Annotated in this window: 25 protein-coding genes and 1 tRNA gene; 8 read left to right on the top strand and 18 right to left on the bottom strand. The window is 58.2% G+C overall.

The window, feature by feature from the left end:
* Positions 1-97: 97 nt before the first annotated feature.
* Positions 98-1024, bottom strand: coding sequence for a LysR family transcriptional regulator (locus tag ACZ0A4_RS04120; RefSeq protein ID WP_463573173.1), 927 nt, complete (start codon positions 1022-1024; stop codon positions 98-100).
* 126 nt (positions 1025-1150) lie between these two features.
* On the opposite strand from ACZ0A4_RS04120, the gene ACZ0A4_RS04115 reads away from it, so the two are divergent.
* Positions 1151-1897, top strand: coding sequence for a 3-oxoacyl-ACP reductase family protein (locus ACZ0A4_RS04115; protein WP_463573171.1), 747 nt, complete (start codon positions 1151-1153; stop codon positions 1895-1897).
* A gap of 74 nt (positions 1898-1971) precedes the next feature.
* On the opposite strand, the gene ACZ0A4_RS04110 is transcribed toward ACZ0A4_RS04115, so the two are convergent.
* Positions 1972-2667: an HAD-IA family hydrolase gene (locus ACZ0A4_RS04110; RefSeq protein WP_463573170.1), complete on the bottom strand. Its 696-nt coding sequence runs from the start codon at positions 2665-2667 to the stop codon at positions 1972-1974.
* A gap of 245 nt (positions 2668-2912) precedes the next feature.
* Here ACZ0A4_RS04110 and ACZ0A4_RS04105 point away from each other — a divergent pair, with 245 nt between their 5' ends.
* Together ACZ0A4_RS04105 and ACZ0A4_RS04100 are read left to right on the top strand one after the other, a co-directional pair.
* The gene (locus ACZ0A4_RS04105; protein ID WP_463573168.1) at positions 2913-7691 is read left to right on the top strand and encodes an RHS repeat-associated core domain-containing protein; all 4779 of its coding nucleotides are present in this window, start codon (positions 2913-2915) and stop codon (positions 7689-7691) included.
* Complete coding sequence (locus tag ACZ0A4_RS04100; RefSeq protein ID WP_463573167.1) at positions 7688-8122, top strand: DUF6896 domain-containing protein; 435 nt, start codon at positions 7688-7690, stop codon at positions 8120-8122. The genes ACZ0A4_RS04105 and ACZ0A4_RS04100 overlap by 4 nt, the downstream gene beginning before the upstream one ends.
* Positions 8123-8266: 144 nt before the next feature.
* Here ACZ0A4_RS04100 and ACZ0A4_RS04095 read toward each other — a convergent pair whose 3' ends face one another.
* From ACZ0A4_RS04095 to ACZ0A4_RS04080, 4 genes are all read right to left on the bottom strand, one after another.
* Complete coding sequence (locus tag ACZ0A4_RS04095; protein WP_007914082.1) at positions 8267-8434, bottom strand: hypothetical protein; 168 nt, start codon at positions 8432-8434, stop codon at positions 8267-8269.
* A gap of 121 nt (positions 8435-8555) precedes the next feature.
* Positions 8556-8975, bottom strand: coding sequence for a YMGG-like glycine zipper-containing protein (locus tag ACZ0A4_RS04090; protein WP_463573166.1), 420 nt, complete (start codon positions 8973-8975; stop codon positions 8556-8558).
* A 137-nt stretch (positions 8976-9112) separates the two neighbouring features.
* Complete coding sequence (locus tag ACZ0A4_RS04085) at positions 9113-9484, bottom strand: glycine zipper domain-containing protein (RefSeq protein ID WP_016983669.1); 372 nt, start codon at positions 9482-9484, stop codon at positions 9113-9115.
* A 324-nt stretch (positions 9485-9808) separates the two neighbouring features.
* On the bottom strand, positions 9809-9997 hold the full coding sequence (locus ACZ0A4_RS04080; protein WP_122594862.1) for a hypothetical protein: 189 nt from the start codon (positions 9995-9997) through the stop codon (positions 9809-9811).
* A 240-nt stretch (positions 9998-10237) separates the two neighbouring features.
* Here ACZ0A4_RS04080 and ACZ0A4_RS04075 point away from each other — a divergent pair, with 240 nt between their 5' ends.
* Positions 10238-10522 (top strand): hypothetical protein, encoded by a 285-nt coding sequence (locus tag ACZ0A4_RS04075; RefSeq protein WP_463573165.1) that lies wholly within the window; start codon positions 10238-10240, stop codon positions 10520-10522.
* Positions 10523-10583: 61 nt separating this feature from the next.
* Here the strand turns inward: ACZ0A4_RS04075 and ACZ0A4_RS04070 are convergent, their stop codons facing one another.
* Positions 10584-10904 carry a YbjQ family protein gene (locus tag ACZ0A4_RS04070; protein ID WP_016985528.1) on the bottom strand — a complete coding sequence of 107 codons (321 nt, stop codon included), beginning with the start codon at positions 10902-10904 and terminating at the stop codon, positions 10584-10586.
* 143 nt (positions 10905-11047) lie between these two features.
* Positions 11048-11137, bottom strand: a tRNA-Ser gene (locus tag ACZ0A4_RS04065).
* 295 nt (positions 11138-11432) lie between these two features.
* Here ACZ0A4_RS04065 and ACZ0A4_RS04060 point away from each other — a divergent pair.
* The 3 genes from ACZ0A4_RS04060 (at position 11433) to ACZ0A4_RS04050 (ending at position 14165) form a co-directional block, all read left to right on the top strand.
* A complete protein-coding gene (locus ACZ0A4_RS04060) occupies positions 11433-12122 on the top strand; it encodes a crotonase/enoyl-CoA hydratase family protein (protein WP_016985527.1) in 690 nt (229 codons plus the stop codon).
* A 216-nt stretch (positions 12123-12338) separates the two neighbouring features.
* Positions 12339-13061, top strand: a complete 723-nt coding sequence (locus ACZ0A4_RS04055; protein ID WP_463573163.1) for a lysophospholipid acyltransferase family protein — start codon at positions 12339-12341, stop codon at positions 13059-13061.
* Between the two features lie 132 nt (positions 13062-13193).
* Positions 13194-14165, top strand: coding sequence for a magnesium and cobalt transport protein CorA (locus tag ACZ0A4_RS04050; RefSeq protein WP_141129874.1), 972 nt, complete (start codon positions 13194-13196; stop codon positions 14163-14165).
* A 99-nt stretch (positions 14166-14264) separates the two neighbouring features.
* On the opposite strand, the gene ACZ0A4_RS04045 is transcribed toward ACZ0A4_RS04050, so the two are convergent.
* The 3 genes from ACZ0A4_RS04045 to ACZ0A4_RS04035 all read right to left on the bottom strand — a co-directional run bounded on the left by ACZ0A4_RS04045 (position 14265) and on the right by ACZ0A4_RS04035 (position 18459).
* Positions 14265-14993 carry an amidotransferase gene (locus ACZ0A4_RS04045; RefSeq protein ID WP_463573161.1) on the bottom strand — a complete coding sequence of 243 codons (729 nt, stop codon included), beginning with the start codon at positions 14991-14993 and terminating at the stop codon, positions 14265-14267.
* A 91-nt stretch (positions 14994-15084) separates the two neighbouring features.
* Positions 15085-17229, bottom strand: coding sequence for a 3-hydroxyacyl-CoA dehydrogenase NAD-binding domain-containing protein (locus ACZ0A4_RS04040; RefSeq protein WP_463573160.1), 2145 nt, complete (start codon positions 17227-17229; stop codon positions 15085-15087).
* Positions 17230-17253: 24 nt separating this feature from the next.
* On the bottom strand, positions 17254-18459 hold the full coding sequence (locus ACZ0A4_RS04035) for an acetyl-CoA C-acetyltransferase (RefSeq protein WP_463573159.1): 1206 nt from the start codon (positions 18457-18459) through the stop codon (positions 17254-17256).
* Between the two features lie 585 nt (positions 18460-19044).
* Between ACZ0A4_RS04035 and ACZ0A4_RS04030 the strand changes: the two genes are divergently transcribed.
* Positions 19045-19866, top strand: a complete 822-nt coding sequence (locus ACZ0A4_RS04030; protein WP_463577485.1) for a c-type cytochrome — start codon at positions 19045-19047, stop codon at positions 19864-19866.
* Positions 19867-19987: 121 nt separating this feature from the next.
* Here ACZ0A4_RS04030 and ACZ0A4_RS04025 read toward each other — a convergent pair whose 3' ends face one another.
* The 7 genes from ACZ0A4_RS04025 to ACZ0A4_RS03995 all read right to left on the bottom strand — a co-directional run bounded on the left by ACZ0A4_RS04025 (position 19988) and on the right by ACZ0A4_RS03995 (position 25908).
* A complete protein-coding gene (locus tag ACZ0A4_RS04025) occupies positions 19988-20791 on the bottom strand; it encodes a transglutaminase family protein (RefSeq protein WP_463573158.1) in 804 nt (267 codons plus the stop codon).
* Positions 20788-21738 (bottom strand): alpha-E domain-containing protein, encoded by a 951-nt coding sequence (locus ACZ0A4_RS04020; protein ID WP_016982907.1) that lies wholly within the window; start codon positions 21736-21738, stop codon positions 20788-20790. The genes ACZ0A4_RS04025 and ACZ0A4_RS04020 overlap by 4 nt, the downstream gene beginning before the upstream one ends.
* 12 nt (positions 21739-21750) lie before the next feature.
* Positions 21751-23160, bottom strand: a complete 1410-nt coding sequence (locus ACZ0A4_RS04015) for a circularly permuted type 2 ATP-grasp protein (RefSeq protein WP_463573157.1) — start codon at positions 23158-23160, stop codon at positions 21751-21753.
* A 487-nt stretch (positions 23161-23647) separates the two neighbouring features.
* Complete coding sequence (locus ACZ0A4_RS04010) at positions 23648-23995, bottom strand: ribonuclease E inhibitor RraB (RefSeq protein WP_007914059.1); 348 nt, start codon at positions 23993-23995, stop codon at positions 23648-23650.
* Between the two features lie 210 nt (positions 23996-24205).
* Positions 24206-24439 (bottom strand): hypothetical protein, encoded by a 234-nt coding sequence (locus ACZ0A4_RS04005; protein WP_463387665.1) that lies wholly within the window; start codon positions 24437-24439, stop codon positions 24206-24208.
* A 171-nt stretch (positions 24440-24610) separates the two neighbouring features.
* Positions 24611-25486, bottom strand: coding sequence for a polyamine aminopropyltransferase (gene speE, locus ACZ0A4_RS04000; protein WP_463573156.1), 876 nt, complete (start codon positions 25484-25486; stop codon positions 24611-24613).
* A 230-nt stretch (positions 25487-25716) separates the two neighbouring features.
* On the bottom strand, positions 25717-25908 hold the full coding sequence (locus ACZ0A4_RS03995) for a PLDc N-terminal domain-containing protein (protein WP_007914053.1): 192 nt from the start codon (positions 25906-25908) through the stop codon (positions 25717-25719).
* Between the last annotated feature and the right edge of the window lie 20 nt (positions 25909-25928).

The following is a 25928-nucleotide window of genomic DNA, read 5'->3' as shown; positions in this document are numbered from 1 at the left end:
CCACAGGTTCTGAGTTGCCCACAGATTTTGTGCACAACACAAAAACCTGTGGGAGCGGGCTTGCCCGCGATGGCCGCGCCGCGGTCTAAAACCATGCTCAAATCGCACTGAACCGCCGCGCCAACCCTTTCTCCGCAAACTGTTCAATCAAAAAATCCACAAACGCCCGCGTCTTCCCCGGCAACAACTTATGCTCGGCGTAGTAAATCGAAATGTTGCCATCATCGACAAACCAGTCCGGCAACACCCGCTGCAACGTCCCCGCCTCCAGATACCCCACCGCAAACGGCATGCTCACCAGTGCAATCCCCAAGCCCTGTGCCGCCGTCGCGCACGCCGCTTCGGAATCGCTCAGGGTCATTCGCGCCTTGAGCACCAACGGCCGACAGTTCTGTGGATTGCGCCCGGTCAATTGCCATGAACGCACGCGTCCGGTTTGCGGCGAACGGATCAGAATGCCGTCGTGGTGGCTGAGGTCGTCCGGTTCGATAATCTTGGGATTGGCCTGTAAATAGTCGGCGGACGCCACCAATATCCGGTGCGCCGGGCTCAGTTTGCGTGCGATCACGCCTTGGGGCAGTTCGAAGCCGCCGCCGATGGCTGCATCAAAGCCCTGCCCGATCAGATCGACCTGTCGATTATCGAAATGCCAGTCAGGATTGATCGCGGGGTATCGCTGCAGAAACTCACCGAGCATCGGCACGATATGCAGACAGCCAAACGCTGCGCCCATGCTGACTTTCAGCGTTCCCGCCGGCAGCCCTTCGACGCTGGACAGATTGGCCACGGCATTCTGAATCGTGGTCAAACTGCCACTGACTTGATCCAGGAAAAGTTGCCCGGCCTCGGTCAGCGTCAGGCTGCGTGTACTACGCTGGAACAGCCGCACGCCTAGCCGCACTTCGAGTTTGGCCACACTCTTGCCGACTGCCGCCGGGGTCAGACTCAAGCGCCTTGCGGCTTCGGCAAAGCTGCCGACTTCGGCACTGCGCACGAAGCATTCAATGCTGCTGAAGGTTTCCATGATCACCACTATAAACTTCTGGTTTACACAGACTATAGCAATCATGGTCTACACAGTTGTCGATAGCACGCCGATACTCGCCACCAATACCAAGGCATTCTGCCTTGAACACTCTGGAGATCGAACATGACCACTCAACACCTCAGCGGTAAAGTTGCTCTGATTCAAGGCGGTTCCCGTGGTATCGGCGCAGCCATCGTCAAACGCCTGGCCGCTGAAGGCGCTGCAGTAGCCTTCACTTACGTCAGCTCCACCGCCAAAGCCGAAGAATTGCAGAACAGCATCACCGCCAACGGTGGCAAAGCCCTGGCAATCAAGGCCGACAGCGCCAATGCCGCCGCCATTCGCCACGCCGTCAGCGCCGCGGTCGAAGCCTTTGGCCGCCTCGACATTCTGGTCAACAACGCTGGCGTGCTGGCCGTCGCACCGCTCGAAGACTTCAAACTTGAAGACTTCGACCAGACCGTAGCGATCAACATTCGCAGCGTCTTCATTGCCTCGCAAGAAGCCGCCAAACACATGGGCGAAGGCGCGCGTATTATCAACATCGGCAGCACCAACGCCGACCGCATGCCCTTTGCCGGCGGCGGTGTGTATGCGATGAGCAAATCGGCGCTGGTCGGTTTGACCAAAGGTCTGGCCCGCGACCTCGGCCCACGCGGCATTACCGTCAACAACGTGCAGCCCGGCCCGGTCGACACCGACATGAACCCGGCCCACGGTGACTTCGCCGAAAGCCTGATCCCGCTGATGGCCGTGGGTCGTTACGGTAAAGCCGAAGAAATCGCCAGCTTCGTCGCCTATCTGGCAGGCCCGGAAGCCGGCTACATCACCGGTGCCAGCCTGACCATTGACGGTGGTTTCGGCGCCTGATTTTTCCGGGTCGCCTGAACGCAAAACACCGCCCCTCTTGTTACAGAAGGGCGGCGTTTTTTTGCGTCAGATGTTTACGTCCATTCCAGCGCCGGCAAACCACAGGCACTTGGCGTGAACGCTTTCAGGGTACGAAGAATCCCGTCAGCATGTGCGTACTTTTCATCGGCCATGGCAGCATCCGGGATGGCGATCGCGGTCATGCCTGCGGCTTTCGCGGCGGTCACGCCAAACGGCGAATCCTCGAACACCAGACAATCTTCAGGCGCGACACCCAAACGACGGGCAGCGGTCAGGAAGATATCCGGCGCCGGTTTGGCCGCGCCGACTTCCGGGTCGTCTGCCGTGACGATGAAGTCGAACAACGCAAACCAGTCGCGGTGCAGCGTGGTTTTCTGGCCGAACGATTGACGCGATGAACTGGTGCCCACAGCGATCGGAATATTGTGCGCCTTGAGGTGGCGGATCAACTCTTCGGCACCCGGCATCGCTTGCGCGGTAGGGAAACGCTCACGCATCAGCGGTTCACGGATGACCAGAAACTCTTCGGCGGTGATCGGCAGATCCAGTGCCTGCACCACATAATTCGCCAGATCATTGGCCCCGCGACCAATGATGTTCTGCTTGATGCTCCAGTCGAAGGTTCGCCCATAGCGCTCGGCAATCAGCGAGGTGACTTCGGTGTAAATGCCCTCGGTGTCCAGCAGCAAACCGTCCATATCGAAAATCACGGCCTTGATTGGGCCAAACGCCTTCAGCGGTGCATTCATCATCGGATCCGTTAACAAAGACATCCCAGGCGGCAGGTGATGCCGCTGCTCGGATCTGATTAAAGGGTTCAGCAGCATAACGAGCGCGACAGACATTGAGCAACGGGCAATGTCCGTTGCGGCGATGAACAACCCGCAAGTATTTAGCGAAATATCCTACAGACATCAGCTACTCGCCCGACTTCTTTCCTGATTGATCCCCCGCAAAGTCCCCGCACCTTTTTGATGTGCGCGAGAGACTGCGAATGCTTCCAACCGATCGGCTGCTGGCCCTGAACAACAGCATCGGCCTGCTCGTTGTTGCTGCTTTGAACCCGGACGAGCCGGACTTCGAGCACCTGATCCGCGAATTCCGCCTGTGCCTGAACCACTACGACGCCTGGGCCGAGCAGTTCTGGACCGGCACCGCGCTGGATATCGAGCAGGTCTTCACTGTCGGCAACGACGTGCGCCTCAGCGCGCCGATCAAGTCGCGCCAACCGCTCAGTTCATCGGTGGTCATGTGCTCGGCCAACGGGGCATTAACGCTGGTGCACATGTTCGAGGCCGCGCGGTTTGTGCCGATCGGCAACACCCCGGTAACCCTCGAACCGGTGCTTGCCGATGTCGGCGGTGTGCTGACTTTCGGCGAGCCGCTGCATTACACCATCGGCCCCAGCGGCATTCTGCAGGTGACCGATTGCGATCGGGGCCAGCGTTATCGAATCACCTTCTTTCCCGATGTGTCCACAGACCATGTGCAGGCGTTGTATGCCTCCTATCAAGGCATCATCAATGGTCTGGAGGGCTGGCTGCGCGGGGAATGGAGTGAATTTCAGCCGCAGTGGACGGAGTTTTCCAGCGCCGGGTTTCTTGACCGTTACGGTCAGTTGCAACAAGCCGACTGGCGCGGGTTCGAGCAAGCCCTGAATGGCGTTTGGGACGATATCAAACAGGTATTCGCCCTGCTCGCCGACTTGCAGGCCAACAGTGAAAAATTGCTGGAATACCTCAGCGAGGCCGAGCTTGAGGCGTTGTTGAATGCCTCCAGCGACGCCATTGCCAACGGCCTGCTGATCCTCAGTGACGAACCTCTTCTGTTTATTCATCTGGCCGCGTTTACCAGTTGGCTGAAGATGCTGCCGCCGCAGTATCTGGCCGAAGTGGTGGCCGAGGTTCGGGCCGAACTGCTGGTCAGTTTTCTGTTGATGGGGTTGTTGGGCGGCGTCGGCGTGCCGCTGCGCTTGAGCAGCAAGGTGCTGGCGAAGATCAAGTCGCCCCGCGCGCGGGAATGGCTGGCAGCGTCCGCGTTGCGACTGGCGGAGCTGACGTCGGCGCCGGAACTGAGCAAACACGCGAGCGCCTTGAAACCACTCATGCTCCACGCGCGTGAAGTCGAGTTGAAACCGACACCGTCGATACCGCTGAACATTCATCAGGCCGACTCGCTGGTGTTGACCGTGCAGAATCCGGCGCCTGTTGTGCGGGACAAGCCTGGCGCTTCGAGCCGGCTGGAACGGCATGAGCCACACGACGATGCCTCGGATCAGGCGAAAAATCCCAACGGCGACAGCGCCGATTGTGTGCCGCGTACCTGCACCAACGGTTGCCCGGTGTCGATGGTCACCGGTGAGGAACTGCTGACGCTGACTGATGCGGTGCTCGATGGCGTGTTGCCGTTTGAGTTCACCCGGTTGTATCGCAGCAGCGCGGCGGAGATTGATGTCGGGTTGGGGTTTGGCTGGAGTCATTCGCTGGCGCATCGGTTGGTCTTTGAAGGCGATGTTGTTGTCTGGGTTGACCATGAAAACCGCCGCACTCGGTTTCCGCTGCCGAGTATTGAGCGCCCGGCGATTCACAACAGCCTGTCGCGGGCGGCGATCTTTCTGGGTGATGAGCCGGAGGAACTGATCCTGGCGCTGGCCGGGGAAACAGCGCGGTTTTATCACTTTCGCGCAGGACGGCTGACGGCGATCAGCGATGCCTATGGCAATCGTCTGACGCTGCAGCGCGATCGGTCTGACCGGGTGCAGCGCCTGGACAACGGTGCCGGGCGTTCGCTGCTGTTGCGTTATGACCGCGCGCAGTTGTTGGGTGTCGATTATCAGGTGTTTCGCGACGGAGCCTGGGGCACCGAACAGACACTGGTCAGTTACCGCTACGACGCCTATCGGCACCTGATCGAAGCCAGCAACGCCGTCGGTGACAGCGAGCGTTACGACTATGACGACGCCCACGTAATCCTGCAGCGGCAACTGGCCGGCGGCGCGAGCTTCTTCTGGGAGTGGGAGCGGTCTGGCAAGGCTGCCCGCTGCGTGCGCCACTGGGCATCGTTTTCGCAGATGGACACGCGCTACGTCTGGGCGGGCGACGGCAGTGTCGCGGTGCATTACGTCGACGGCACCGAAGAGACCTACGTTCACGACGAGCGTGCGCGGTTGGTGCGCAAGGTCGAGGCCGACGGTGGCGAGCAGCTCAAGGCCTACGACGATGCCGGGCGCTTGATCGCCGAGCAGGATGCCTTGGGCGCGGTCACCGAATACCGCTACGACGAAGTCGGACGGCTGATCGCGCTGATTCCACCTGTTGATGCGCCCACGTCCTACGAGTACCGCAACGGTTTCCTTTATCGGCGTTCGCGCGGTGATGCGGTGTGGATCTACCGGCGTAATGCCGAGGGCGATATCACCGAAGCGGTCGATCCCGACGGCCAGGTCACCCATTACTACTACGACACCCGTGGCCAGTTGCTGTCGATCCGCTATCCGGACAGCAGTCGGCATCGGCTGGTATGGAATGCCCTGGGTCAGTTGACCGAGGAAACCCTGCCCGACGGTGGCGTGCGGCGCTTTTCCTACGATGCGCTGGGGCGACGGACCACCACCGCCGACGAACATGGCGCAGTCACCCGTCAGCATTGGGACGCCGTTGGCCGACTGATTCAGACGACATTTCCTGACGGTGCGACCCGCGCCTACAGCTACGGCGCCTATGGTCAGGTCACTGCCGAGCGCGATGAACTCGGGCGCATCACCCGCTACGAATACGACGATGACCTGCATCTGGTCTCGCGGCGGATCAACCCCGACGGCACGCGGGTGCAGTACCGCTACGACCATCCGCAGCTGCTGCTCACCGAGATTGAAAACGAGTCCGGGGAAAAGTACCGGCTGGACTACACGCCGACCGGGATGATCCGTCAGGAAAGCGGTTTTGACGGCCGCCGCACGGCGTACACCTATGACCTCAACGGCCATCTGTTGGAGAAGACCGAGTTCGGTGATGACGGCTCACAGTTAGTCACGGCATATAAACGCGATGCGGCCGGGCGTCTGCTGGTCAAAACCCTGCCCGACGGGATCAAGGTCAGCTATCAATACGACCGCCTCGGCCGTTTGATCGGCGTCGACGACGGCCAGCAACACCCGCTGGCCTTCGAGTACGACCGTCAGGACCGGCTGATCACCGAGCATCAGGGCTGGGGCACCCTGCGCTACCGCTACGACGCCTGCGGCCAGCTCAAACGCATGCGTCTGCCGGACAACAGCGTGCTCGACTACCGCCACGCCAAGGGCGGCGCGCTGACCGACATCGACCTCAACGGCACGCCACTGACCCGTCACATCTATAAGTCCGGCCGCGAACTGCAACGCCAACAAGGTTTGCTGCTCAGCGAATATACCTACGACGATCAAGGACGATTACTCGCCCACGCCGTAGGCCATCAGCGCGATGCGCTGTACCGCCGCGATTATGCCTACAACGCCAACGGCAATCTCGCGCACATTGCCGACAGCCGCCACGGCCAGCGCACCTACGGCTCCGACGCCCTCGACCGCCTGATCCGCGTACGCCACTCGCGCGACGAACTGCCGGAATCCTTCGCCCACGACCCGGCCGGCAACCTGCTGATGCAGGACCGCCCCGGCCCGAGCCAGATCAAGGGCAACCGCCTGCTCATGCAGGGCGACCGCCACTACGACTACGACGCCTTCGGCAACCTGATCCGCGAACGTCGCGGCCGCGCGCAGACACTCGTCACTGCATACCGCTACGACAGCCAGCACCGCCTGATCGGCCTGACCCGCCCCGACGGCCAAACCGCCAGTTACCGCTACGACGCCTTCGGCCGACGCATCAGCAAAACCGTCAACGGCGAGACCACCGAATTCTTCTGGCAAGGCGATCACCTCGTCGCCGAAAGCAGCGAACACGAATACCGCAGCTACGTCTACGAACCCGGCACCTTCCGCCCCCTCGCGCTGCTCGACGGCAAAGGCCCGAAAAAAGCCTGCCCGTTCTACTACCAACTCGACCACCTCGGCACCCCGCAGGAACTCACCGACTACAGCGGCGACATCGTCTGGTCCGCGCAATACGACGCCTACGGCAAAGTCGCCGCACTGACCCTCGCTGGTGATGACTACCTGAACCAGCCGCTGCGCTTTCAGGGGCAGTATTTCGATGCGGAAAGCGGCCTGCATTACAACCGCCACCGGTATTACGACCCGCGGCTGGGACGGTATCTGACGCCGGACCCGATCAAGTTGGCCGGTGGGTTGAATCAGTACCAGTACGTGCCGAATCCGACGGGGTGGGTGGATCCGTTGGGGTTGAGCTCCAACTGTCCGCCGCCGAATAAGCCTGGGTGTGAGGTGCCGGGTGGAATTGCTGGGGCTAAGGTTGATGAGGGTGAGCCACAACTACCGGACTTGATTCATGGCGTTGACCCACATTCAGTGAAGCGAACGCATGCAATTATGGGAAAAAATTCAACTAAACGCGTCGAAAAAATAAGGGATCAAATGCGAGCAGGTGGCTACGATGTCAGCTATCCCATAGACGTAGCAGAACATCAGGGCACCCTCTATATTCTAGATGGACATCACCGTGCAGCAGCTGCAAAACAAACAGCAACGCCAATAACTATAAAATTGATCACAAACATCAGAGAACACAAAGGAGAACTTAATACTATCGAAGAAGTCATTGAATCAGCTAACAATGTAGGACACGACCGATTGGAGCATCACAGAAGAAGATGAAAACAGCCGATAAAAATCTTGAGGATCTAATAAATGACTTTCTTTCAAAAGTAGACTATGGCACGGAGTTACTACAAAAAAAATTTGGCACTCGGAATATTTTAAGACTTTGGCGGAGCAAGCAAATCGAACGCTGCGGTGAAATAACTGATGGAATTCAATATGAACTGCACGGCGTAGGGTGCGCCATTCATTTCCCATCAGATTCAGTGGACTTTGATTATGGTTCGGATAACAGAGTCGACGGCTTTGATGTATGGCGCCTTTACATTTACGCTAGCGATAGGCCATCTAAATATAAAAAATACTGTGACAAAAAAACAGTTGAAAAGGAGTTTCGAGAACACATCGCATCAGGTCGAATAGAAAAAATGTCGAAATCAGACAACCTTTACATACTTGCCAACCCTGACTTAACTGCCAAACAATAAAATTTGTGCCGGTTTGCTTTCGTCCGCTTTGACGACTGTTTTATCCTTGACCTCGCGAGAAAACCGATCCGAATCAAAGGGCCTGAAGTACAGGCCCCGGGTATTTAAATTCCGTGCCCTGCCACGCTCGAATCTCAAGACAACTTATTGCTCATCCTCATCCTCTTCATACTCCATATCCGCCTCATCCGAATCATTCAACGGCACTGTCGCATCATCCATCAGCGACCCCGGATCCTCATTCCCCGGATCGTTGATAAACGGCAGTCCACTCGAGCCTTTCTCTTCCTTGCCTTCAGTTTCGGGAGTCATGCCAACCTCGTCATTTCAGGGAGTGTATGACGTTCGAAAAGCCTTACAGCCAATCGTTCCGAAGTCCGACGAGCAAATACAAAAAACCCGGCGAAATGCCGGGTTTCCGTTTAACCCACCATCAATGATGGCGGTTTTTATGTTTGTTCTTGTGCTTGTGGCCACCACCCGAATGAGAGCCACCATCGTCACCCAGATTATTGCCGACCGCACCGCCGGCCGCGCCGCCCAACCCTGCGCCAATGGTCGAACCGGTCGAGCCGCCGAGGCGGTTGCCGACGACCGAGCCACCCGCCGCGCCGAGACCACCGCCAATGGCAGCTTCGGTTCGATTGCGTTTATTCGCCCCAACGGCACTGCCGGCCGCGCCACCAACACCCGCGCCTACCGCCGCGCCAGTACTGCCACCGAGTTGTCCACCGACCACATTGCCGAGCGCGCCGCCCAGTCCGCCACCCACAGCGGCGGTGCCATCACCGGCGGCCATCGCCCCTTGTGCTACCAGCAAACCGAAAAACAGTGCAGATAATGACAAGCGCATATGAACCTCACAGTTCCCGAAGCGGGACAGCTCGCCCAAACATGGGCCTATGTGAGATTGGAGACACCAACGGGGAAAACGTTCAGCCATGAAAAAGCCCGACATCAAGCCGGGCTTTTTCTGACAAAGGATCAGTCTCAGTGACGCTTGTGACCTTTGGACAAGTTGCTGCCCACTGCGCCGCCAGCCGCACCGCCCAAGCCTGCACCAATCGTGGCGCCTGTTCTGCCGCCCAGGCTGTTGCCGATCACCGAACCACCGGCTGCACCGACACCGCCGCCAATGGCCGCTTTGGTCCGGCTACCCTTGCGCGCCGCCATAGCGCTGCCCGCCGCGCCTGCTACGCCGGCACCAATTGCCGCGCCAGTGCTGCCGCCCATTTTCTGACCGACGACATTACCCAGTGCGCCACCCAGACCACCGCCCAGCGCCGCGGTGCCATCACCCGCAGCCATTGCACCTTGAGCAACCAGAAGTCCCAGAACCAGAGCGGGCAGTGTTAAACGCATGACGAAAACCTCAAGAAATTGGGAAGACAAAAAGGGCCGGGATTTAATGCCGTCGCCGCTCAAAAGTCCAGACGAAATCAGAGGCTTCGCGCACTCGGCGCCGATTGGACAGTGATTCTGGAAAAGGTTTTATGACAGGCAAAAAAAAGCCCGCTGGGGAGACGGGCTGGAGACTTGCTTTCTAACGGATGGCTTCACCCTACTGCGGCAGACGTGAAAAGTTTGTGAAAGCCCAGCGAATTATCCGCTATCGCCTGTAAGAAATTTCTTCACACATTCAGATATAAAAAACCCCGCTCAATGACGGGGTTATCTAGAGAAAGACTACTTTCTGGCTCGAGCGGTGACTTTGGGCAAAAATTTTGCCTTGGGCCCTTTAGGTGCGGTTGATTTGATCTTGCCAGTCTGCACCGGATCCTCGCCAAAGCCTGCCTGATACTCGGTCTGGCCGCACCGTACGCAGTTATTGAAGGAAAATTCAGCACCATCGTCTTCGATATACGGATCAGTCATACCATCGCCCCTTCGCAACAGGTCAACACCGGCAAAAACCCTTTTGCCTGAAAAAATATCGACCTCCAAGGCTTTTAAGACTAGTTGGTCATTCCTGGACTTGTTATTCAGATCAGCCGACGCCCGACGAGCGGCCTACAAAACTCAAACACAACGATGAACCGTTGGTCACGCTTTGCTAAAGAATCCTGAGCACCGGCCGTTGCCCTTTTTGATACAAATGAATCTCAAGGAGAGAACATGCAAATCAACGGATTTCCCAATATGCCTGTCGTAAAACTCACCGACGAACAGATCGCAGCCGGCAAGGCTGGCGCTGAAAAACTCAAGGAAAAGATCGCTTCCGGTGAAATCACCATCAAGCATCCAGGTCCGGATACACCGGTTCTGCAACCCGGGGTCATTTACCATCCCAGCAAGCCAGTCGAACCCAACCTACCTTCTGATACACCCCCTCTGGTCGCCATAGATACACCACTGACCTATGACGAAAGAGGCACTGTGATCCTCAAGCCACAAGGCTGATTACACAGAAAGATCGAGCCCATTCAACCTCTGAATGGGCTCACACACCCGTCAAACAAATTCAGCGCAACTTCACCGCTGTACCCGTCGCAAACACCACAACCATCCCGCCCTTGCCGCCAGGCATGCTGATCTCGAAATCCACCCCGACCACCGCATCAGCCTGCAGAGCACGCGCACGCTCCCGTATTTCTTCGGTCGCCTGAATACGCGCCTCCTTCAAAGCCCGTTCCAGCGTCTGCGAACGCCCGCCGAAAAAATCGCGCATACCGGCAAACATGTCACGGATCACATTAACGCCCTGCACCGACTCGGCACTGACGATGTCCAGGTATGCGGTAATCTGCCGACCTTCAATGGCGTGCGTGGTGGAAATGATCATGGAATGGCGTCCCTTTACTAATAAATAAGCCGGCGATTGTAATCGCTCAACACTGAGCTCAACTCGCCGCTCATAAAATCCAGACGTCAGAATGCACAAAACCCCTGACTTCTTTCGAAATCAGGGGTTTTGCGTACTGAATGTGGCGGTGAAGGAGAGATTCGAACTCTCGATACAGTTTCCTGTATACACACTTTCCAGGCGTGCTCCTTAAGCCACTCGGACACTTCACCGTATCTCTTCAAACATGTTCTGTCTGTCGAGGCGCGCTAATGTAGTCGAAAGCTTTTGCGATGGCAAACTTTTTTTCAGAATTTTCATGCGGTTAAGAGAAAAAGTCATTTCGCTGCCTGTCGGGCCATGGCAAACCTGCCAATCTTCGGTGGAGGTGACCCTTCTATATAGAAGCAGAATGCCTCTCCACGCTGGCTGCGCCAGGAAACGGTGACTGGCGGGTCAGTCACGGCGCTTTACCTGGCCTGCGGCGGTGGGTAACGTCTGCGCATCTTTCTTACAAGGAATAGCGTCATGAGTGAGTTGATTTCCTACCACCTCGAAGACGGTATCGCGACCCTGACCTTGAGCAATGGCAAGGTCAATGCCATTTCTCCGGACGTGATTGCGGCATTCAACGCGGCGCTGGATCAGGCAGTGACTGATCGTGCCATCGTGATCATTACCGGCCAGCCAGGGATTCTGTCTGGTGGCTACGATCTGAAAGTGATGACCGCCGGCCCTAAAGAGGCAGTGGCGCTGGTAACTGCGGGTTCGACGTTGGCGCGTCGCCTGCTCTCTCACCCCTTCCCGGTCATCGTCGCTTGCCCGGGTCATGCTGTGGCGAAAGGCGCTTTCATTCTGTTGTCTGCCGACTACCGTATCGGTGTCGACGGCCCGTTCAGCATCGGTCTGAACGAAGTACAGATCGGCATGACCATGCATCACGCGGGTATCGAGCTGGCGCGTGATCGTCTGCGTCGTTCCGCGTTCCACCGCTCGGTGATCAACGGCGAGATGTTCGATCCGCAAAGTGCGGTGGATGCCGGTTTCCTCGACAAAGTTGTTTCCGCCGAGGAGTTGCAAGGTGCCGCCCTCGCCGCTGCGCGTCAGTTGAAGAAGATCAACATGCTCGCGCACAAAAACACCAAGTTGAAAGTGCGCAAGGCGCTGCTCGAAACTCTGGATAACGCGATCATCCAGGATCAGGAACATCTCGGTTAACCCCGGACACATGTAATAAAGAAAAGCCCGACCAGCGTGTCGGGCTTTTTCTTGCACGTTCGGTTGAAAATGCCATGGCGGCTCTAGGACGGGTCTGACAAGCCCCTCTGAAACATGCGCTTAAACATCGGCTATCTCCGCACTCTATAGCGGCAATTGCCCAAAACAGTGCACATCCGTACACTGCGCCACCTTTTGTCCCGGTGGGGCCTGAAAATGCTGTTCGTGTTTCGTATGTTATTGATGGGCCTGCACTTTATTCTGGCAGGCATACTCGGGGTGATCCTCGGGATCTGCCGCCCGTTCAATCCGGACAACAGCCGTCTGTGCGCCCGCCTCTACGCATTGCCAGCCATGTGCATTTTGCGCCTGCGAGTGAAAACGGACGTCAGCGGCCTGATGAACAAGCCTGACAGCTGCGTGATCATCGCCAACCATCAGTCCAACTACGATCTGTTCGTGTTCGGCAACGTCGTGCCCCGTCGTACTGTGTGTATCGGCAAGAAGAGCCTGAAGTGGGTGCCGCTGTTCGGACAGCTGTTCTGGCTCGCCGGCAATGTGTTGATCGATCGCGGCAATGCGCACAAGGCGCGCCAGTCGATGCTGACCACCACCAACACCCTGCAGAACGAAGACACCTCAATCTGGGTGTTCCCGGAAGGCACGCGCAACCTCGGCGAAGAATTGCTGCCCTTCAAGAAAGGGGCGTTCCAGATGGCAATTGCCGCCGGCGTACCAATCGTTCCGGTTTGCGTGAGCAGTTACATCAAGCACATGCGCCTGAATCGCTGGCGCAGTGGAAAAATCCTCATACGCTCGCTGCCGGCGATTCCTACAGCCGGATTGACCATGGACGACATGCCCATGCTCATCAATCAATGCCGCGAGCAGATGCGCGAATGCATCGAATCGATGGATCGACAACTGCAAGCCGCCTGAAATCGAAACCCGCCCTGTGCGGGTTTTCTTTTGCCCGGAACTGTACAGATTTCACTGACTCTGAAGCAGCGACACGGCTAAGCTGATGCCTTGTATTCCCTGCCACCTGTCAAGAAGAAGTGAATCACCACCATGGGTCGAGTTGTTGCTGCTGCGGTGTACAGCGCAGGCAAGAAAGTCACCAATATTACCCTCGACGAAGGCGCTGCCTGGGCCGCGAAAACCGGTCACTTTGTCTGGATCGGTCTGGAAGAGCCGGACGCTCAGGAGCTTTCCAATCTGCAACGTCAGTTCAACCTGCACGAACTGGCCATTGAAGATGCCCTGGAAAAACACAGCCGACCGAAGCTGGAAACCTTTGGCGACGCTTTGTTTATCGTCACCTATTCGCCCATCCGTGAAAACGGCGTTCTGCAGTTCATCGAAACGCATATCTTTGCGGGCAAGGGCTACATCATCACGGCGCGTAACGGTCACTCGGCGTCCTACGCGCATGTCCGCCAACGCTGCGAGGCGCGCCCGCTGCTGCTGGAGCATGGCGAAGATTTCGTACTGTATGCGCTGCTCGATTTCGTCATCGAGAACTACCAACCGGTGGGCGAAGCCATTCATGCCGAAATCGATGAACTGGAACGCAACGTATTGTGTAGCGCGTTGAACGAGCGTGACATTCAGAAGCTGCATGGCTTGCGCCGCGATGTCGTGCGCCTGCGCCGATACGCGGCGCCGATGGTGGAAATTGGCGAGGAATTGCAGAAGCTGAGTTTCCCGTTTATCGACAAGAATATGCGCCCGTACTTCCGTGATGTGCAGATCCACGTCACACGGCAGATGGAAGACCTGAGCACGCTGGCCGACATTGCCAGCCAAACCATTGAGATTGGTGTGCTCCTTGAGGCCTCACGGCAAAGCGTGGTGCAGCGCAAATTCGCTGCGTGGGCGGCGATTCTGGCGTTCCCGACGGCGGTGGCGGGGATTTACGGGATGAACTTCCAGAACATGCCGGAACTGAGCTGGCACTACGGCTATTTTGGTGTGCTGGGGTTTATTACGGTGGGGTGTGTGAGTTTGTGGGCGAGTTTCAAGAAGTCGGGGTGGTTGTAAGTCAGACCGGGTTGACTGGACTATTCGCGAGGGCTCGCTCCCACATGATCTTTGTTGAATCGAAGATCTATGTGGGAGCGAGCCTGCTCGCGAATCTTTTTAGCCTTGAACAGTTTCTGGCTTATGCGCCACAAAGCGCATCATCCATTCCGCTACCGTAGCGCCATGGTGCTCCTGCTCCAGACTCGCCACGCCTTTGCTGTAAATCTGCGAACCCAACGCTTCCTGACGCAAATCCAGTAGCGCCCGCGAATAATCGTGGATGAACTCCGGGTGGCCTTGGAAGCACAACACCTGATCGTTGATGTGGTACGCCGCGAACGGGCAGAAATCGCTGGATGCAATGACCGTGGCGTTTTCCGGCAGCGCGGTGACCTGATCCTGATGGCTGATCAGCAGCGTCAGTTCTTCACGCACCGGGCTCATCCACGGTGCCTTGGCCGCCAGTTTGTAGTTATGAGTGCCGACGCCCCAGCCTTGCGTGGCGCGTTCGCTCTTGCCACCGAGCAACAGCGCCAGCAGTTGATGGCCGAAGCACACGCCAAGAAGCTTGTCGCCACGCTCGTAACGCGTCAGCAGGTATTCCTTGAGGGTTTGAATCCACGGGTCGGTGCCGAACGAATCGGCCTTGCTGCCGGTGACCAGGTACGCGTCAAACGTCTGGTCGTCGCTCGGGTATTCCCCCTGCATCACGTTGTAGACGGTGAAGTCGGCGGCGATCGGCTGCTGCGAAAACAGGCGCTGAAACATCTGCCCGTAACCCTGATACTGATCGACCAGTTCCGGACGCAGAATGTCGGTTTCCAGAATGCAGATGCGTAACGACATAAAAAATACCTGACACGTGATGGGAATAATGAACACCCAGAGCCTGCCTCGAAACACCCTGGCAAGGCAAGCCCCGAAGTGCTCGCTCCCCTTAGAACATTTCACCTTTCGCGGCTTTATCCAGCAGCAGCGCTGGCGGTGTGAAGCGCTCGCCATATTGTTCAGCCAGATACTGCGCCCGGGCGACGAAATCATTTACCCCATACTGATTGATGAATTGCAGCGCACCACCGGTCCACGCGGCAAACCCAATGCCGAAGATCGAGCCAACGTTGGCATCCGCTGTGGACGTCAACACGCCCTCCTCCACGCAACGCACAGTTTCAATGGCTTGCACGAACAGCAGTCGATCACGCACATCCTTCGGCGAGATTTGCCCGTCGGCCTTCTCGAAACGTGCCTTCAGTTGTGGCCACAAATGCTTCTGACCACCCGCCGGATAATCGTAGAAACCGCCACCTGCCGCTTTGCCCGGGCGCTTGTATTCGTTGAGCAGCAAGTCAATCACAGCGAAGGCCAGGTGCTCAATCAGCGGTTTCCCTTCCGCTTGTAGGTCCTTGGCGGTTTGCTGACGGATATGGCTCATCAGGCTGAGAGAAACTTCGTCAGAGATCGCCAGAGGCCCGACCGGCATCCCGGCCTTGCGCGCTTCGGTCTCGATCATCGGTGCGCTCACGCCTTCGCCGAGCATGGCGATACCTTCGTTGGTGAAAGTACCGAAGACGCGCGAGGTAAAGAAGCCGCGACTGTCATTGACCACAATCGGGGTTTTCTTGATTTGCAGAACGAAATCAAAACCACGAGCGAGGGTTTCATCGCTGGTGTGCGCACCTTTGATGATTTCCACCAGCGGCATTTTTTCCACCGGGCTGAAGAAATGCAGGCCGATAAATTTGCCCGGATCAGGCACAGCCGTGGCCAGTCCCGTGATTGGCAGTGTTGACGTATTCGAAGCGATCACGGCTTCGGCACCCACCACGCGTTGGGCTGCAGAAGAGACTTTGGCCTTGAGGTCGCGGTCTTCAAATACAGCTTCGATGATCAGATCGCAACCCGCCAGATCCGCATCACTTTCAGTGCTATGAATCCGTGCCAGCACAGCCTCACGTTGCGATGCATCCATCTGCCCACGGGCAACTTTCTTGTCCAGCAACGCCGCCGAGTGCGCCTTGCCCTTCTCGGCAGCCGCCAGATTGATGTCTTTGAGCACCACTTCGATACCGGCCGAAGCGCTGACAAAAGCGATCCCGGCGCCCATCATGCCGGCGCCGAGCACGCCGACTTTCTGCGTCCTGTAAGGCGCAATACCCTGTGGCCGCGAGCCACCGGCATTGATTTCATTGAGCTGAAACCAGAACGTGCCGATCAGGTTTTTCGAGACCTGCCCGGTGGTCAGTTCGGTGAAGTAGCGGGTTTCGATCAGGTGCGCGGTGTCGAAATCGACTTGAGCACCTTCAACCGCCGCACACAGAATTTTCTCCGGTGCCGGCAGTGTGCCTTGGGTTTTAGCGCGCAGAATAGACGGCGCAATCGCCAGCATCTGCGCGACTTTCGGATTCGACGGCGTGCCGCCCGGAATCTGATAACCCTTCACATCCCAACGCTGCACCGCTGCCGGATTGGCAACGATCCATGCACGGGCCTTGGCCAGCAGATCGTCGCGATCCGTCGCCAGTTCATCGATCAAACCTGCCTGCAACGCCTGTTGCGGACGTACCTTTTTACCTTCAAGCAGATACGGCAGCGCTTTCTCAATGCCGAGCATGCGCACCATGCGCACCACTCCACCGCCGCCCGGCAACAGGCCGAGGGTCACTTCCGGCAGACCGAGTTGCACCGCTGCATCATCCAAAGCCACGCGGTGATGACAGGCGAGGCAGATTTCCCACCCGCCGCCCAGTGCTGCGCCGTTGATCGCCGCGACCACCGGTTTGCCGAGGGTTTCCAGAGTGCGCAATTGCCCCTTTAGGGTCAGCACCATGTCATAGAAGGCTTTGGCTTGCGGCTTGCCGACCTTGATCAGTTCATTGAGGTCGCCGCCGGCAAAGAAGGTTTTCTTCGCCGACGTGATGATGACTCCGGCGATGTTGTCTTTATCTGCCACTAACCGGGCGACGCAAGTGGCCATGGCCTCGCGGTACACGGCGTTCATGGTGTTGGCGCTCTGGCCCGGCATGTCGATGGTGAGGACGACAATAGCGTCCTGGCCTTTTTCGTAACGAATGGCTTCGCTCATAACAAGGTTCCTTGAATTCGGGGCTCAGAGGCGTTCGATGATGGTGGCAATGCCCATGCCGCCGCCTACGCACAGCGTCGCCAGGCCATAGCGCAGGTGCCGCGCTTCCAGCTCATCAAGCAAGGTGCCGAGGATCGCGCACCCCGTAGCGCCCAACGGGTGGCCCATGGCAATGGAACCGCCGTTGACATTGACCTTGTCGGGGTCGACCGCCATGTCCTTGATGAACTTCAGCACCACCGAAGCAAACGCTTCGTTGACTTCGAACAGGTCGATGTCTTCCACGCGCAGGCCAGCCTTGGCCAATGCCTTGCGCGTTGCAGGCGCGGGACCGGTGAGCATGATGGTCGGATCGGTACTGGTGACCGCCGTGGCGACAATTCGCGCCCGAGGTTGCAGGCCCAGCGCCCGACCTTTGGCTTCGGAGCCGATCAACATCAGCGCCGCACCATCGACGATCCCGGAACTGTTACCCGGTGTGTGCACGTGATTGATTCGCTCGACATGGCTGTACACCCGCAGTGCGGTCGCGTCGAAGCCCATCTGCCCGATCATTTCGAAACTCGGTTTGAGCTTGCCCAAGCCCTCAAGGGTCGACTCGGCGCGAATGAACTCATCGTGATCGAGCAGGATAATGCCGTTCTGGTCCTGCACCGGCACCAGCGATTTGTTGAACGAGCCATCGGCGCGCGCCCGTGCCGCTTTCTGTTGCGAATACAGGGCGTAGGCATCGACGTCCTCGCGACTGAAGCCTTCGAGCGTGGCGATCAGGTCCGCACCAACGCCCTGCGGGGTGAAGTGGCTGTGCAGGTTGGTTTGCGGATCCAGCGCCCAGGCGCCGCCATCGCTGCCCATCGGTACCCGCGACATCGACTCGACGCCGCCGACCACCACCAGATCTTCAAACCCGGAGCGCACTTTCATCGCGCCGAGATTGACCGCTTCGAGCCCCGAGGCGCAGAAACGGTTTATCTGCACACCCGCGACGCTGACGTCCCAATCGGCCACTTGCACGGCGGTTTTGGCGATGTCCGAGCCTTGATCGCCAATCGGCGTCACGCAGCCGAGCACCAGGTCGTCGACCTGGCTGGTGTCCAGCGCAGTGCGTGATTGCAGCGCGGCCAGCAAACCGGCGACCAGATTCACCGGTTTGACGCTGTGCAAGGCACCATCGGCCTTGCCTTTGCCGCGGGGCGTGCGTAACGCATCGAAAATAAAAGCTTGGGTCATGACGTCCTCGAACCTGTGCGGGGAGTGGTTTCTTGTGCCTTCACTCTTGACCCGAGCGGTCGCGGATTCAATGACCACAGCGCTCAATGCGCTTGACGCACACGCTCAGACGGACGGTCACAGAAGACTGGGTGAACCGGTTCAGGTCGGCGAGTTGTCTAGCCAGCGGGCGGCAAAGAAGCTGGCAATACGCCTCATGCCTTTTTAATCGCAATTTCCAAGCTTTCCATATGAAATGGATCTAAGCCAAGCGTGACGCGGGCCCTAAGGTAGTACATGTACGTCAGGGTCGTCGGGTTTTGCCGAGACCGACGTTCTTCAACAGGAAGTGCAGCGCTTGCCGTCATGGATATGCAGGCAAGCATCAGGAAATAACAATAAAGGCGGTCAAGCCATGTTCAAACAACCGAAAGTTCGTCAAGCAGGGCTCATTCTTTTCGCCACGACGCTGTTGTTGATTTTGCCGAATCTGACCAAGGTCATCGGCTGAATCGAGCGGCAGGTGCTGTTTATCGCCACTGAAAATATGACTGGCCCGCTATCCGGGCCAGCGTGGCTGTGCCAACCTTTGCGCACTCCCACGACATGGACGGCGATCATTTGAAAGCGCTCATTGTGTTCGGGGCCATGCTGCTGAGCATGCCCTTGTCTGCCGCACAGTTGGATCTGCAACTGGGCGCAAACAGCCGCACCTGGCAGACCGAAGAACTGCTCAAGCATCCTCAAGTGCAAACCCTCACGATCAAAAACGATGTGTCCTACAAAAAGGACATGACCTATCGCGCCGTGCCTGTGGCTGCGATGCTGATCGGAGTCAAACCGCAAGATCACCTGCAAGCAGTGGCGCTGGACGGATTCGCCGCCGAGTTAACCGCTGCACCGCTGCTGAATACAAAAGGCGCGCGGGCCTGGCTTGCTATCGAAGATCCGGTACAGCCGTGGCCAGCGCTGTCGGAAGGCAAACGCAGCGCCGGGCCGTTTTATCTGGTCTGGACGGATCCGCAGGCGGGCAATATCAGCCCGGAGCAATGGCCGTTCGAAGTCGCAAGCATCAAGCTCATGGCGCCGGTGGCCGAGCGCTTCCCTGCCCTGCTGCCGGATCCTGCGTTGAAGGCGAATGACCCGGTGAACCGAGGTTTTGCGCTGTTTCAGAAAAACTGTCTGGCGTGTCACCGATTGAACGGCGCGGGAGATGCGCAGTTCGGGCCGGATCTGAATATTCCGTATAACCCGACCGAGTATTTTGGCGCGGGCTTCCTCAAGCGTTACATTCGTGATCCGCAGAGTTTGCGTCAGTGGCCGCAGGCGAAGATGCCGGGGTTTTCGGCGGATGTGTTGCCGGATGGGGATCTGGAAATGTTGGTCGGGTATCTGAAGCACATGGCCGGACGCAAAGTTAAACCGTAAGCCTTAGGGTGTTATTACAGGCCTCTTCGCTGGCAAGCCAGCTCCCACAGGGTATGCGCAGAGTTCGAATCAGCGGTCATCCTGTGGGAGCTGGCTTGCCAGCGATCGCGGTATCCTGAATCTATTGTTGCTGAACGGAGATCACTGGGGTCGGTGAGACGAATACCTTCGCATGCATCTGCTCACATCCACCGCCCCGGCGCATGCCGCGTACCGGGCAGGCGTCAAGATAATCGAGGCCCACCGCCAGCTTCAGGTGCCGCTCCGGCCGCGCCAGTTCGTTGGTCACGTCAAAGCTGTACCAGGCGTCATCCAGCCACGCTTCTGCCCAGGCGTGACTGGCCAGATGCTCGCAATCCTCACTGTACAAATAGCCCGACACATAACGCGATGGAATCCCGAGGCTGCGTGCGCAAGCCAGAAATGCGTGAGCATGATCCTGGCAAACACCCGCACGCCCGGCGAAGGCTTGCGCCGCACTGGTATCAACTTCGGTGGAGCCCGGCGTGTAGGTCATGTGCTGATTCAAACCGTGCATCAAATCAATCAGCGCCGTGCGATCGCGCCGCTGCTTGCAGGATTTTTCCGCGAACGCACGCAAGGCCTCATCCGCCTCGGTCAAACGGGTAAAACGCAGGAACGGCAGCGCCGACTGGCTCTCATGCTCGGCCTCGCGCAGTTCGTCGATATCGACCTGCCCGCGCGCGCCGATGATGATCGCTTCGTGCGGTTCATCCATGGTCAGCACATGCAGGATATTGCCGAACGGATCGAGTTGCGCGCGCACCGGGCGCGGCAGGTCGAGTTGCCAGCTCAGCACATGCTGACGCTCGCTGTCGTGGGGGGTCAGCCGCAGATACTGGATGCTCGCCCGCACCTGATCCTCGTAGTGATAGGTGGTTTCGTGGCTTATGGAAAGTCTCATGCAGCCTCCAGGTAGGAACTGTGAATGGCGTTACCCAACTGGCGCACCAGCGGGATGAATTCGGTCAGCCAGGCGTGCAGGCCTTCCTCGAGAATTTCGTTGATGCCGGTGTAGCGCAGGCGCGCGTCCATCTCTGCCGCCAGACGTTGTGCGGGACGACCGTTGGCACCGGGCAGTTGCGCAAGAATCTGATCAATCTCTTCGGTACAGGCCCTTAGCGAACGCGGTACATCGGCACGCAACAGCAGCAACTCGGCAACATGCCGGGCGCCGGGCGCATCGCGGTAGATTTCGGTGTAGGCCTCAAATGACGACAAGGCACGCAGCAAGGCACTCCACTGGTAATAGGCGTGGGCCGTACCGTCGCTGACCGCTTCAGCCTGATCGCCAGCCATTTCATAGCGGGCATCGAGCAACCGCAGCGTGTTGTCCGCCCGTTCGATAAAGGTACCGAGACGAATGAAACGAAACGCATCGTTACGCATGATCGTGCCGTAAGACGCACCACGGAACAGGTGCGAACGCTCCTTGATCCATTCGCAGAAACGGCTCATGCCATAGCGACTGAGGCCCTGCTCGGCGATTCCGCGAATCTCCAGCCACGTCGAATTGATGTTCTCCCACATGTCCGCCGTGATGCGTCCGCGTACCGCATGGGCACTGGCCCGCGCCGCGCCGAGGCAGCTGTAAATGCTCGCAGGGTTGGCCGCATCGAGGGCGAAAAAGTGCAGCAGACGCTCAGCATGCAGTGCGCCATGGCGCTCCAGGTAATCGTCGAGGGTGCCGGTGATGAGCAGCGGCATGGCCAGTTCGTGCAAACCATCGCCGCGTCCGTCCTGCGGCATCAGCGACAGCGAATAACTGATGTCGAGCATCCGTGCGAGGTTTTCCGCCCGCTCCAGGTAACGCGACATCCAATACAGATCCGAGGCAGTTCTACTTAACATGGCAAGCTTCCTTCAATCCTCGACCACCCAGGTGTCCTTGGTTCCGCCACCCTGGGAGGAATTCACCACCAGAGAGCCTTCGCGCAATGCGACGCGGGTCAAACCGCCGGGCACCACACGGGTCTCGCGCCCGGACAAGACAAACGGACGCAAATCGATATGGCGCGGCGCAATACCGTTTTCGACAAAGGTCGGACAGGTCGACAGCGACAATGTCGGCTGCGCGATGTATGCGTGTGGCTTGGCCTTTATCCGTTCGCGGAAGGCATCTATTTCCGCCGTCGTTGACGCCGGCCCCACCAGCATTCCGTAACCACCGGAGCCTTGGGTTTCCTTGACCACCAGATCTGGAAGATTGGCCAGCACATGGGAAAGTTCAGACGGGTTGCGGCATTGCCAGGTCGGCACGTTTTTCAGGATCGGTTCTTCATCGAGGTAAAACCGGATCATGTCGGTGACAAACGGATACACCGATTTATCGTCCGCCACGCCAGTGCCGATGGCGTTTGCCAGCACTACGTTGCCGGAGCGATAAGACGAGAGCAGCCCCGGCACACCGAGCATCGAATCGGGATTGAACGCCAGTGGGTCGAGGAACGCGTCGTCGAGACGACGATAGATCACGTCCACCGCTTTCGGGCCATCGGTAGTGCGCATGAAGACTTTGTCGTCACGCACGAACAGATCGGCGCCTTCGACCAGCTCCACGCCCATTTCCCGGGCGAGAAACGCGTGTTCGAAGAACGCACTGTTGAAGCGCCCCGGCGTCAGCACCACGACGCTCGGGTCATCAATCGGGCTGGAGCTTTTCAGGGTGTCGAGCAACAGGTTCGGGTAGTGATCGATTGGCGCAATCCGCTGGGCGGCGAACAGCTCAGGGAAAAGGCGCATCATCATCTTGCGGTCTTCGAGCATATAGCTCACGCCACTCGGTGTGCGCAGGTTGTCTTCGAGGACGTAATAGGTGCCGTCGCCGTCGCGCACCAGATCGACGCCAGAGATGTGCGAATAGATATCACGGTGCAGATCGAGGCCTTGCATCGCCAACTGATATTGCTCATTGGCCAGCACCTGTTCGGCAGGAATGATCCCGGCCTTGATGATGCGCTGCTCATGATAGAGGTCAGCGAGAAACATGTTCAGCGCCTTGACCCGCTGGATGCAGCCGCGCTCGACGATTCGCCACTCGCTGGCGGGAATGCTGCGCGGGATGGTGTCGAAAGGAATCAGGCGCTCGGTGCCCTGCTCGTCGCCATAGAGCGTGAAAGTGATCCCGGCGCGATGGAACAGCAAGTCAGCCTCGCGTCGCCGCTGGGCCAGCAGCTCGTCAGGCGTTTCGGCCAGCCAGCGGGCGAACTCCCGATAATGCGGGCGAACCTGGCCGCCGGCATCGTACATTTCATCAAAATAGGTGCGGATCATGCCGTACTCCTTGTCACCCGGACATACAGACCTTCGCAAGGCCCGTGCCATCGGCATAAACGCTTTGATTTCAATCGGTTGGAAATACACGCCGCAAGCACCGCACCATTCCTGTGCGGCAATTGCCCCAACCGGATTGCCCCCGCTTCATTGCGACGCACTGCATCGCCTATCACCAGCATAGTCAGAGTTGATTTCACTGCCCGGCGCTGCCTGCGGATAATCCGCGCATTCGCTGCAAAGCTTCCCCGCGCATTGCGCCGCGAAGTCGCCAGCTCAACTGACCTGGACTGCCCTCGCAGCCCGCCCCGCTGTAACCCTGACCGGTTTCCTCTCCTTATCGGTCTTCCCTTTTAGCCACCCTCTCCGGTGGCTTTTTTTTGCCTCGGTTTCTTGTTTCAGGGTTTTGCCACGATGGTTTTCGAGCGCCGCAAACGACAACGGCCGACCCGAAGGTCAGCCGTTGCTCAACAGTTATCGCAAGAGATCAGTTCAAACGGTGGCGATTGCGCACCTCCTGCTTCACGCCCCAACCCTCGATAATGCCGCCCAAGGGCTCGACCACTGCCGAAAAGCCCTGCTCGAAATCGCCGATATCGTCATAGGTCGCGTACATCACTTTGCTCAATTCCAGCGCCCACGCACCGTCATCACGCACGCTGACCTGGGCATTGATGGATTCACCGCGAAATTTGCCTGCAGCCCTGCGCGCCCGCTCCTCGTCCGGGAAAATGGCGTAGAACTCGATGGGATGGAATCGGGAAAAATCGAAACCGCCTTCTTTCATGCGGCGCAGAACATTGCTGCTGATGTCTTCTTGATAGGCTGTGCTCATGAATCGTCCCCCTCGCATAGATGGATAGACTTTCCGTATTCCCGCCCCGGGCCTTTGGCCAAAGTACTACGGCAACGTGGTTGCACGCGGGAACAAGCATGTAGCTGACAAGACCAGACCTTAGCGATCCGTTCGCTGATCTCGCTTGCAGAGTAGCCCCAAGATAGAGCTGCTGCCAAGGCCTGGTTGCTTCGGATGAAAGGAAGATTTTCAGATTGGAGTAATGCTGCGGATTTCGATGCTGTTCTGGGTTTTCAGGTTTTTCACGCCCGCATCGGCCGTGCGCCCTTCCAGATCGTTGAGATCCAGTTCGGCGGCGACGGGCAGAAGCCGTGCCTTGATCAATCGAGCAGCCTCATCGTCGCTGGGGCATTCCGCGCGCTCGAACACCTCATCGACAATTTCACCATGATCGTCCACGAAAGTGACTTTCCACTTTTGCATCGGTGCCTCCTCGATCAAACCCGCAAATGGGCTTACACGTATCTCGACTGTGCATGCCGAAAGTTGGTTCAAAAGGATTACAGCGGGCGAAGATGAAAAAAACGACATCTGCTTTACGGGGAAGCAAATGTGGGAGCGAGCTCGCTCCCACAGGGGAGTTGCGGTGTTCTTTTAATCGTTGCTTGGCTTGTTGATCGCCTGCAGCACGTACTGAGGCAAGGCGAACGCGCCGATGTGGATTTCCGGGTTGTAGTAACGGGTGACGATGCCGCTGCCGATGAAGCGCTGTTGCAGGGTTTCACGGCTCAGTTTGCGGTAGGCCGGGTTGGTCGAGCCCCAAGCGAAGGTCATCGAACCGCCGATGTAGGTCGGCACTGCGGCTTGATAGAAGTGCCAGTCCGGGAACAGGCTGTTCAGGCGACCGGCAGTGGTTTTCACTTCGTCGATCTGCATGAACGGCGTGCCGTTCTGGGTCACCAGAATGCCGCCTTCGTTCAGGCAGCGGTGGCAAGCCTGGTAGAAGTTCTCCGAGAACAACACTTCGCCCGGGCCGATCGGGTCGGTGGAGTCAGAGATGATCACGTCGAATTTTTCCGTGGTGGTGGCGACGAAACGCATGCCATCGTCGATCACCAGGTTCAGACGCGGATCGTCGTAGGCGCCGCTGGAATGGTTCGGCAGGAACTCTTTGCACATGTCGACCACGGTGCCGTCGATCTCGACCATGGTGATGTGTTCAACGCCGGCGTGCTTGGTCACTTCGCGCAACATGCCGCCGTCACCGCCGCCGATGATCAGTACGCGCTTGGCACTGCCATGGGCGAGGAGCGGCACGTGGGTTAGCATTTCGTGGTAGATGAATTCGTCGGCTTCGGTGGTCTGGATCACGCCGTCCAGCGCCATCACGCGACCCATGCGCGGGTTCTGGAAGATCACCAGGTGCTGGTGTTCGGTGCGCACTTCGTGCAGCAGTTTTTCCATGCGAAAACGCTGGCCGTAGCCTTCGTAGAGGGTTTCCAGGTACTCGCTGGTTTTGGTGACGGTCATGGTCAAGTGCTCCGATGAATGCGCGGGCGCCGATCGAGGGGACGATCGCCCGGGAAAGGCGCGCATTCTACGTTGCCGAAGATGACAGGTCGAACCTCACTTCATCGGCCAACAACAATCCCCTGGGGGAGCGAGCCTGCTCGCGAAGGCGGCGTACCAGTCAACATTGTCGGTGACTGATCCAGCGCTTTCGCGAGCAGGCTCGCTCCCACAGGGGTAGTGCGGTGTTATCAGATCCGCACGTTGCCCCGCGGTCCGGCAATCGCCCAGATGATCAGGCCCAGCACTGGCAGGAGGATGATCAGCAGCACCCAGACGATTTTCATCCCGGTGGTTGCGCCGCTTTTCAGCACATTGATGATGGCCCAGATGTCGAGGGCAAGGATGATCAGGCCAATCAGACCGTTGAACGTGGAACCCATGGTGTCGCTCCAGAATAGTG

It is taken from the genome of Pseudomonas sp. AC172 (assembly GCF_979258595.1).
The sequence above is the reverse complement of the archived record's forward strand: the minus strand, read 5'-3'. Positions and strand labels throughout refer to the sequence as shown.

Excerpts from the sequence above, each read along its gene's own strand:
- ACZ0A4_RS04120 (WP_463573173.1), bottom strand. The coding sequence starts at position 1,024 with ATGGAAACCTTCAGCAGCATTGAATGCTTCGTGCGCAGTGCCGAAGTC.
- ACZ0A4_RS04115 (WP_463573171.1), top strand. The coding sequence starts at position 1,151 with ATGACCACTCAACACCTCAGCGGTAAAGTTGCTCTGATTCAAGGCGGT.
- ACZ0A4_RS04110 (WP_463573170.1), bottom strand. The coding sequence starts at position 2,667 with ATGAATGCACCGCTGAAGGCGTTTGGCCCAATCAAGGCCGTGATTTTC.
- ACZ0A4_RS04105 (WP_463573168.1), top strand. The coding sequence starts at position 2,913 with ATGCTTCCAACCGATCGGCTGCTGGCCCTGAACAACAGCATCGGCCTG.
- ACZ0A4_RS04100 (WP_463573167.1), top strand. The coding sequence starts at position 7,688 with ATGAAAACAGCCGATAAAAATCTTGAGGATCTAATAAATGACTTTCTT.
- ACZ0A4_RS04095 (WP_007914082.1), bottom strand. The coding sequence starts at position 8,434 with ATGACTCCCGAAACTGAAGGCAAGGAAGAGAAAGGCTCGAGTGGACTG.
- ACZ0A4_RS04090 (WP_463573166.1), bottom strand. The coding sequence starts at position 8,975 with ATGCGCTTGTCATTATCTGCACTGTTTTTCGGTTTGCTGGTAGCACAA.
- ACZ0A4_RS04085 (WP_016983669.1), bottom strand. The coding sequence starts at position 9,484 with ATGCGTTTAACACTGCCCGCTCTGGTTCTGGGACTTCTGGTTGCTCAA.
- ACZ0A4_RS04080 (WP_122594862.1), bottom strand. The coding sequence starts at position 9,997 with ATGACTGATCCGTATATCGAAGACGATGGTGCTGAATTTTCCTTCAAT.
- ACZ0A4_RS04075 (WP_463573165.1), top strand. The coding sequence starts at position 10,238 with ATGCAAATCAACGGATTTCCCAATATGCCTGTCGTAAAACTCACCGAC.
- ACZ0A4_RS04070 (WP_016985528.1), bottom strand. The coding sequence starts at position 10,904 with ATGATCATTTCCACCACGCACGCCATTGAAGGTCGGCAGATTACCGCA.
- ACZ0A4_RS04060 (WP_016985527.1), top strand. The coding sequence starts at position 11,433 with ATGAGTGAGTTGATTTCCTACCACCTCGAAGACGGTATCGCGACCCTG.
- ACZ0A4_RS04055 (WP_463573163.1), top strand. The coding sequence starts at position 12,339 with ATGCTGTTCGTGTTTCGTATGTTATTGATGGGCCTGCACTTTATTCTG.
- ACZ0A4_RS04050 (WP_141129874.1), top strand. The coding sequence starts at position 13,194 with ATGGGTCGAGTTGTTGCTGCTGCGGTGTACAGCGCAGGCAAGAAAGTC.
- ACZ0A4_RS04045 (WP_463573161.1), bottom strand. The coding sequence starts at position 14,993 with ATGTCGTTACGCATCTGCATTCTGGAAACCGACATTCTGCGTCCGGAA.
- ACZ0A4_RS04040 (WP_463573160.1), bottom strand. The coding sequence starts at position 17,229 with ATGAGCGAAGCCATTCGTTACGAAAAAGGCCAGGACGCTATTGTCGTC.
- ACZ0A4_RS04035 (WP_463573159.1), bottom strand. The coding sequence starts at position 18,459 with ATGACCCAAGCTTTTATTTTCGATGCGTTACGCACGCCCCGCGGCAAA.
- ACZ0A4_RS04030 (WP_463577485.1), top strand. The coding sequence starts at position 19,045 with ATGGACGGCGATCATTTGAAAGCGCTCATTGTGTTCGGGGCCATGCTG.
- ACZ0A4_RS04025 (WP_463573158.1), bottom strand. The coding sequence starts at position 20,791 with ATGAGACTTTCCATAAGCCACGAAACCACCTATCACTACGAGGATCAG.
- ACZ0A4_RS04020 (WP_016982907.1), bottom strand. The coding sequence starts at position 21,738 with ATGTTAAGTAGAACTGCCTCGGATCTGTATTGGATGTCGCGTTACCTG.
- ACZ0A4_RS04015 (WP_463573157.1), bottom strand. The coding sequence starts at position 23,160 with ATGATCCGCACCTATTTTGATGAAATGTACGATGCCGGCGGCCAGGTT.
- ACZ0A4_RS04010 (WP_007914059.1), bottom strand. The coding sequence starts at position 23,995 with ATGAGCACAGCCTATCAAGAAGACATCAGCAGCAATGTTCTGCGCCGC.
- ACZ0A4_RS04005 (WP_463387665.1), bottom strand. The coding sequence starts at position 24,439 with ATGCAAAAGTGGAAAGTCACTTTCGTGGACGATCATGGTGAAATTGTC.
- speE (WP_463573156.1), bottom strand. The coding sequence starts at position 25,486 with ATGACCGTCACCAAAACCAGCGAGTACCTGGAAACCCTCTACGAAGGC.
- ACZ0A4_RS03995 (WP_007914053.1), bottom strand. The coding sequence starts at position 25,908 with ATGGGTTCCACGTTCAACGGTCTGATTGGCCTGATCATCCTTGCCCTC.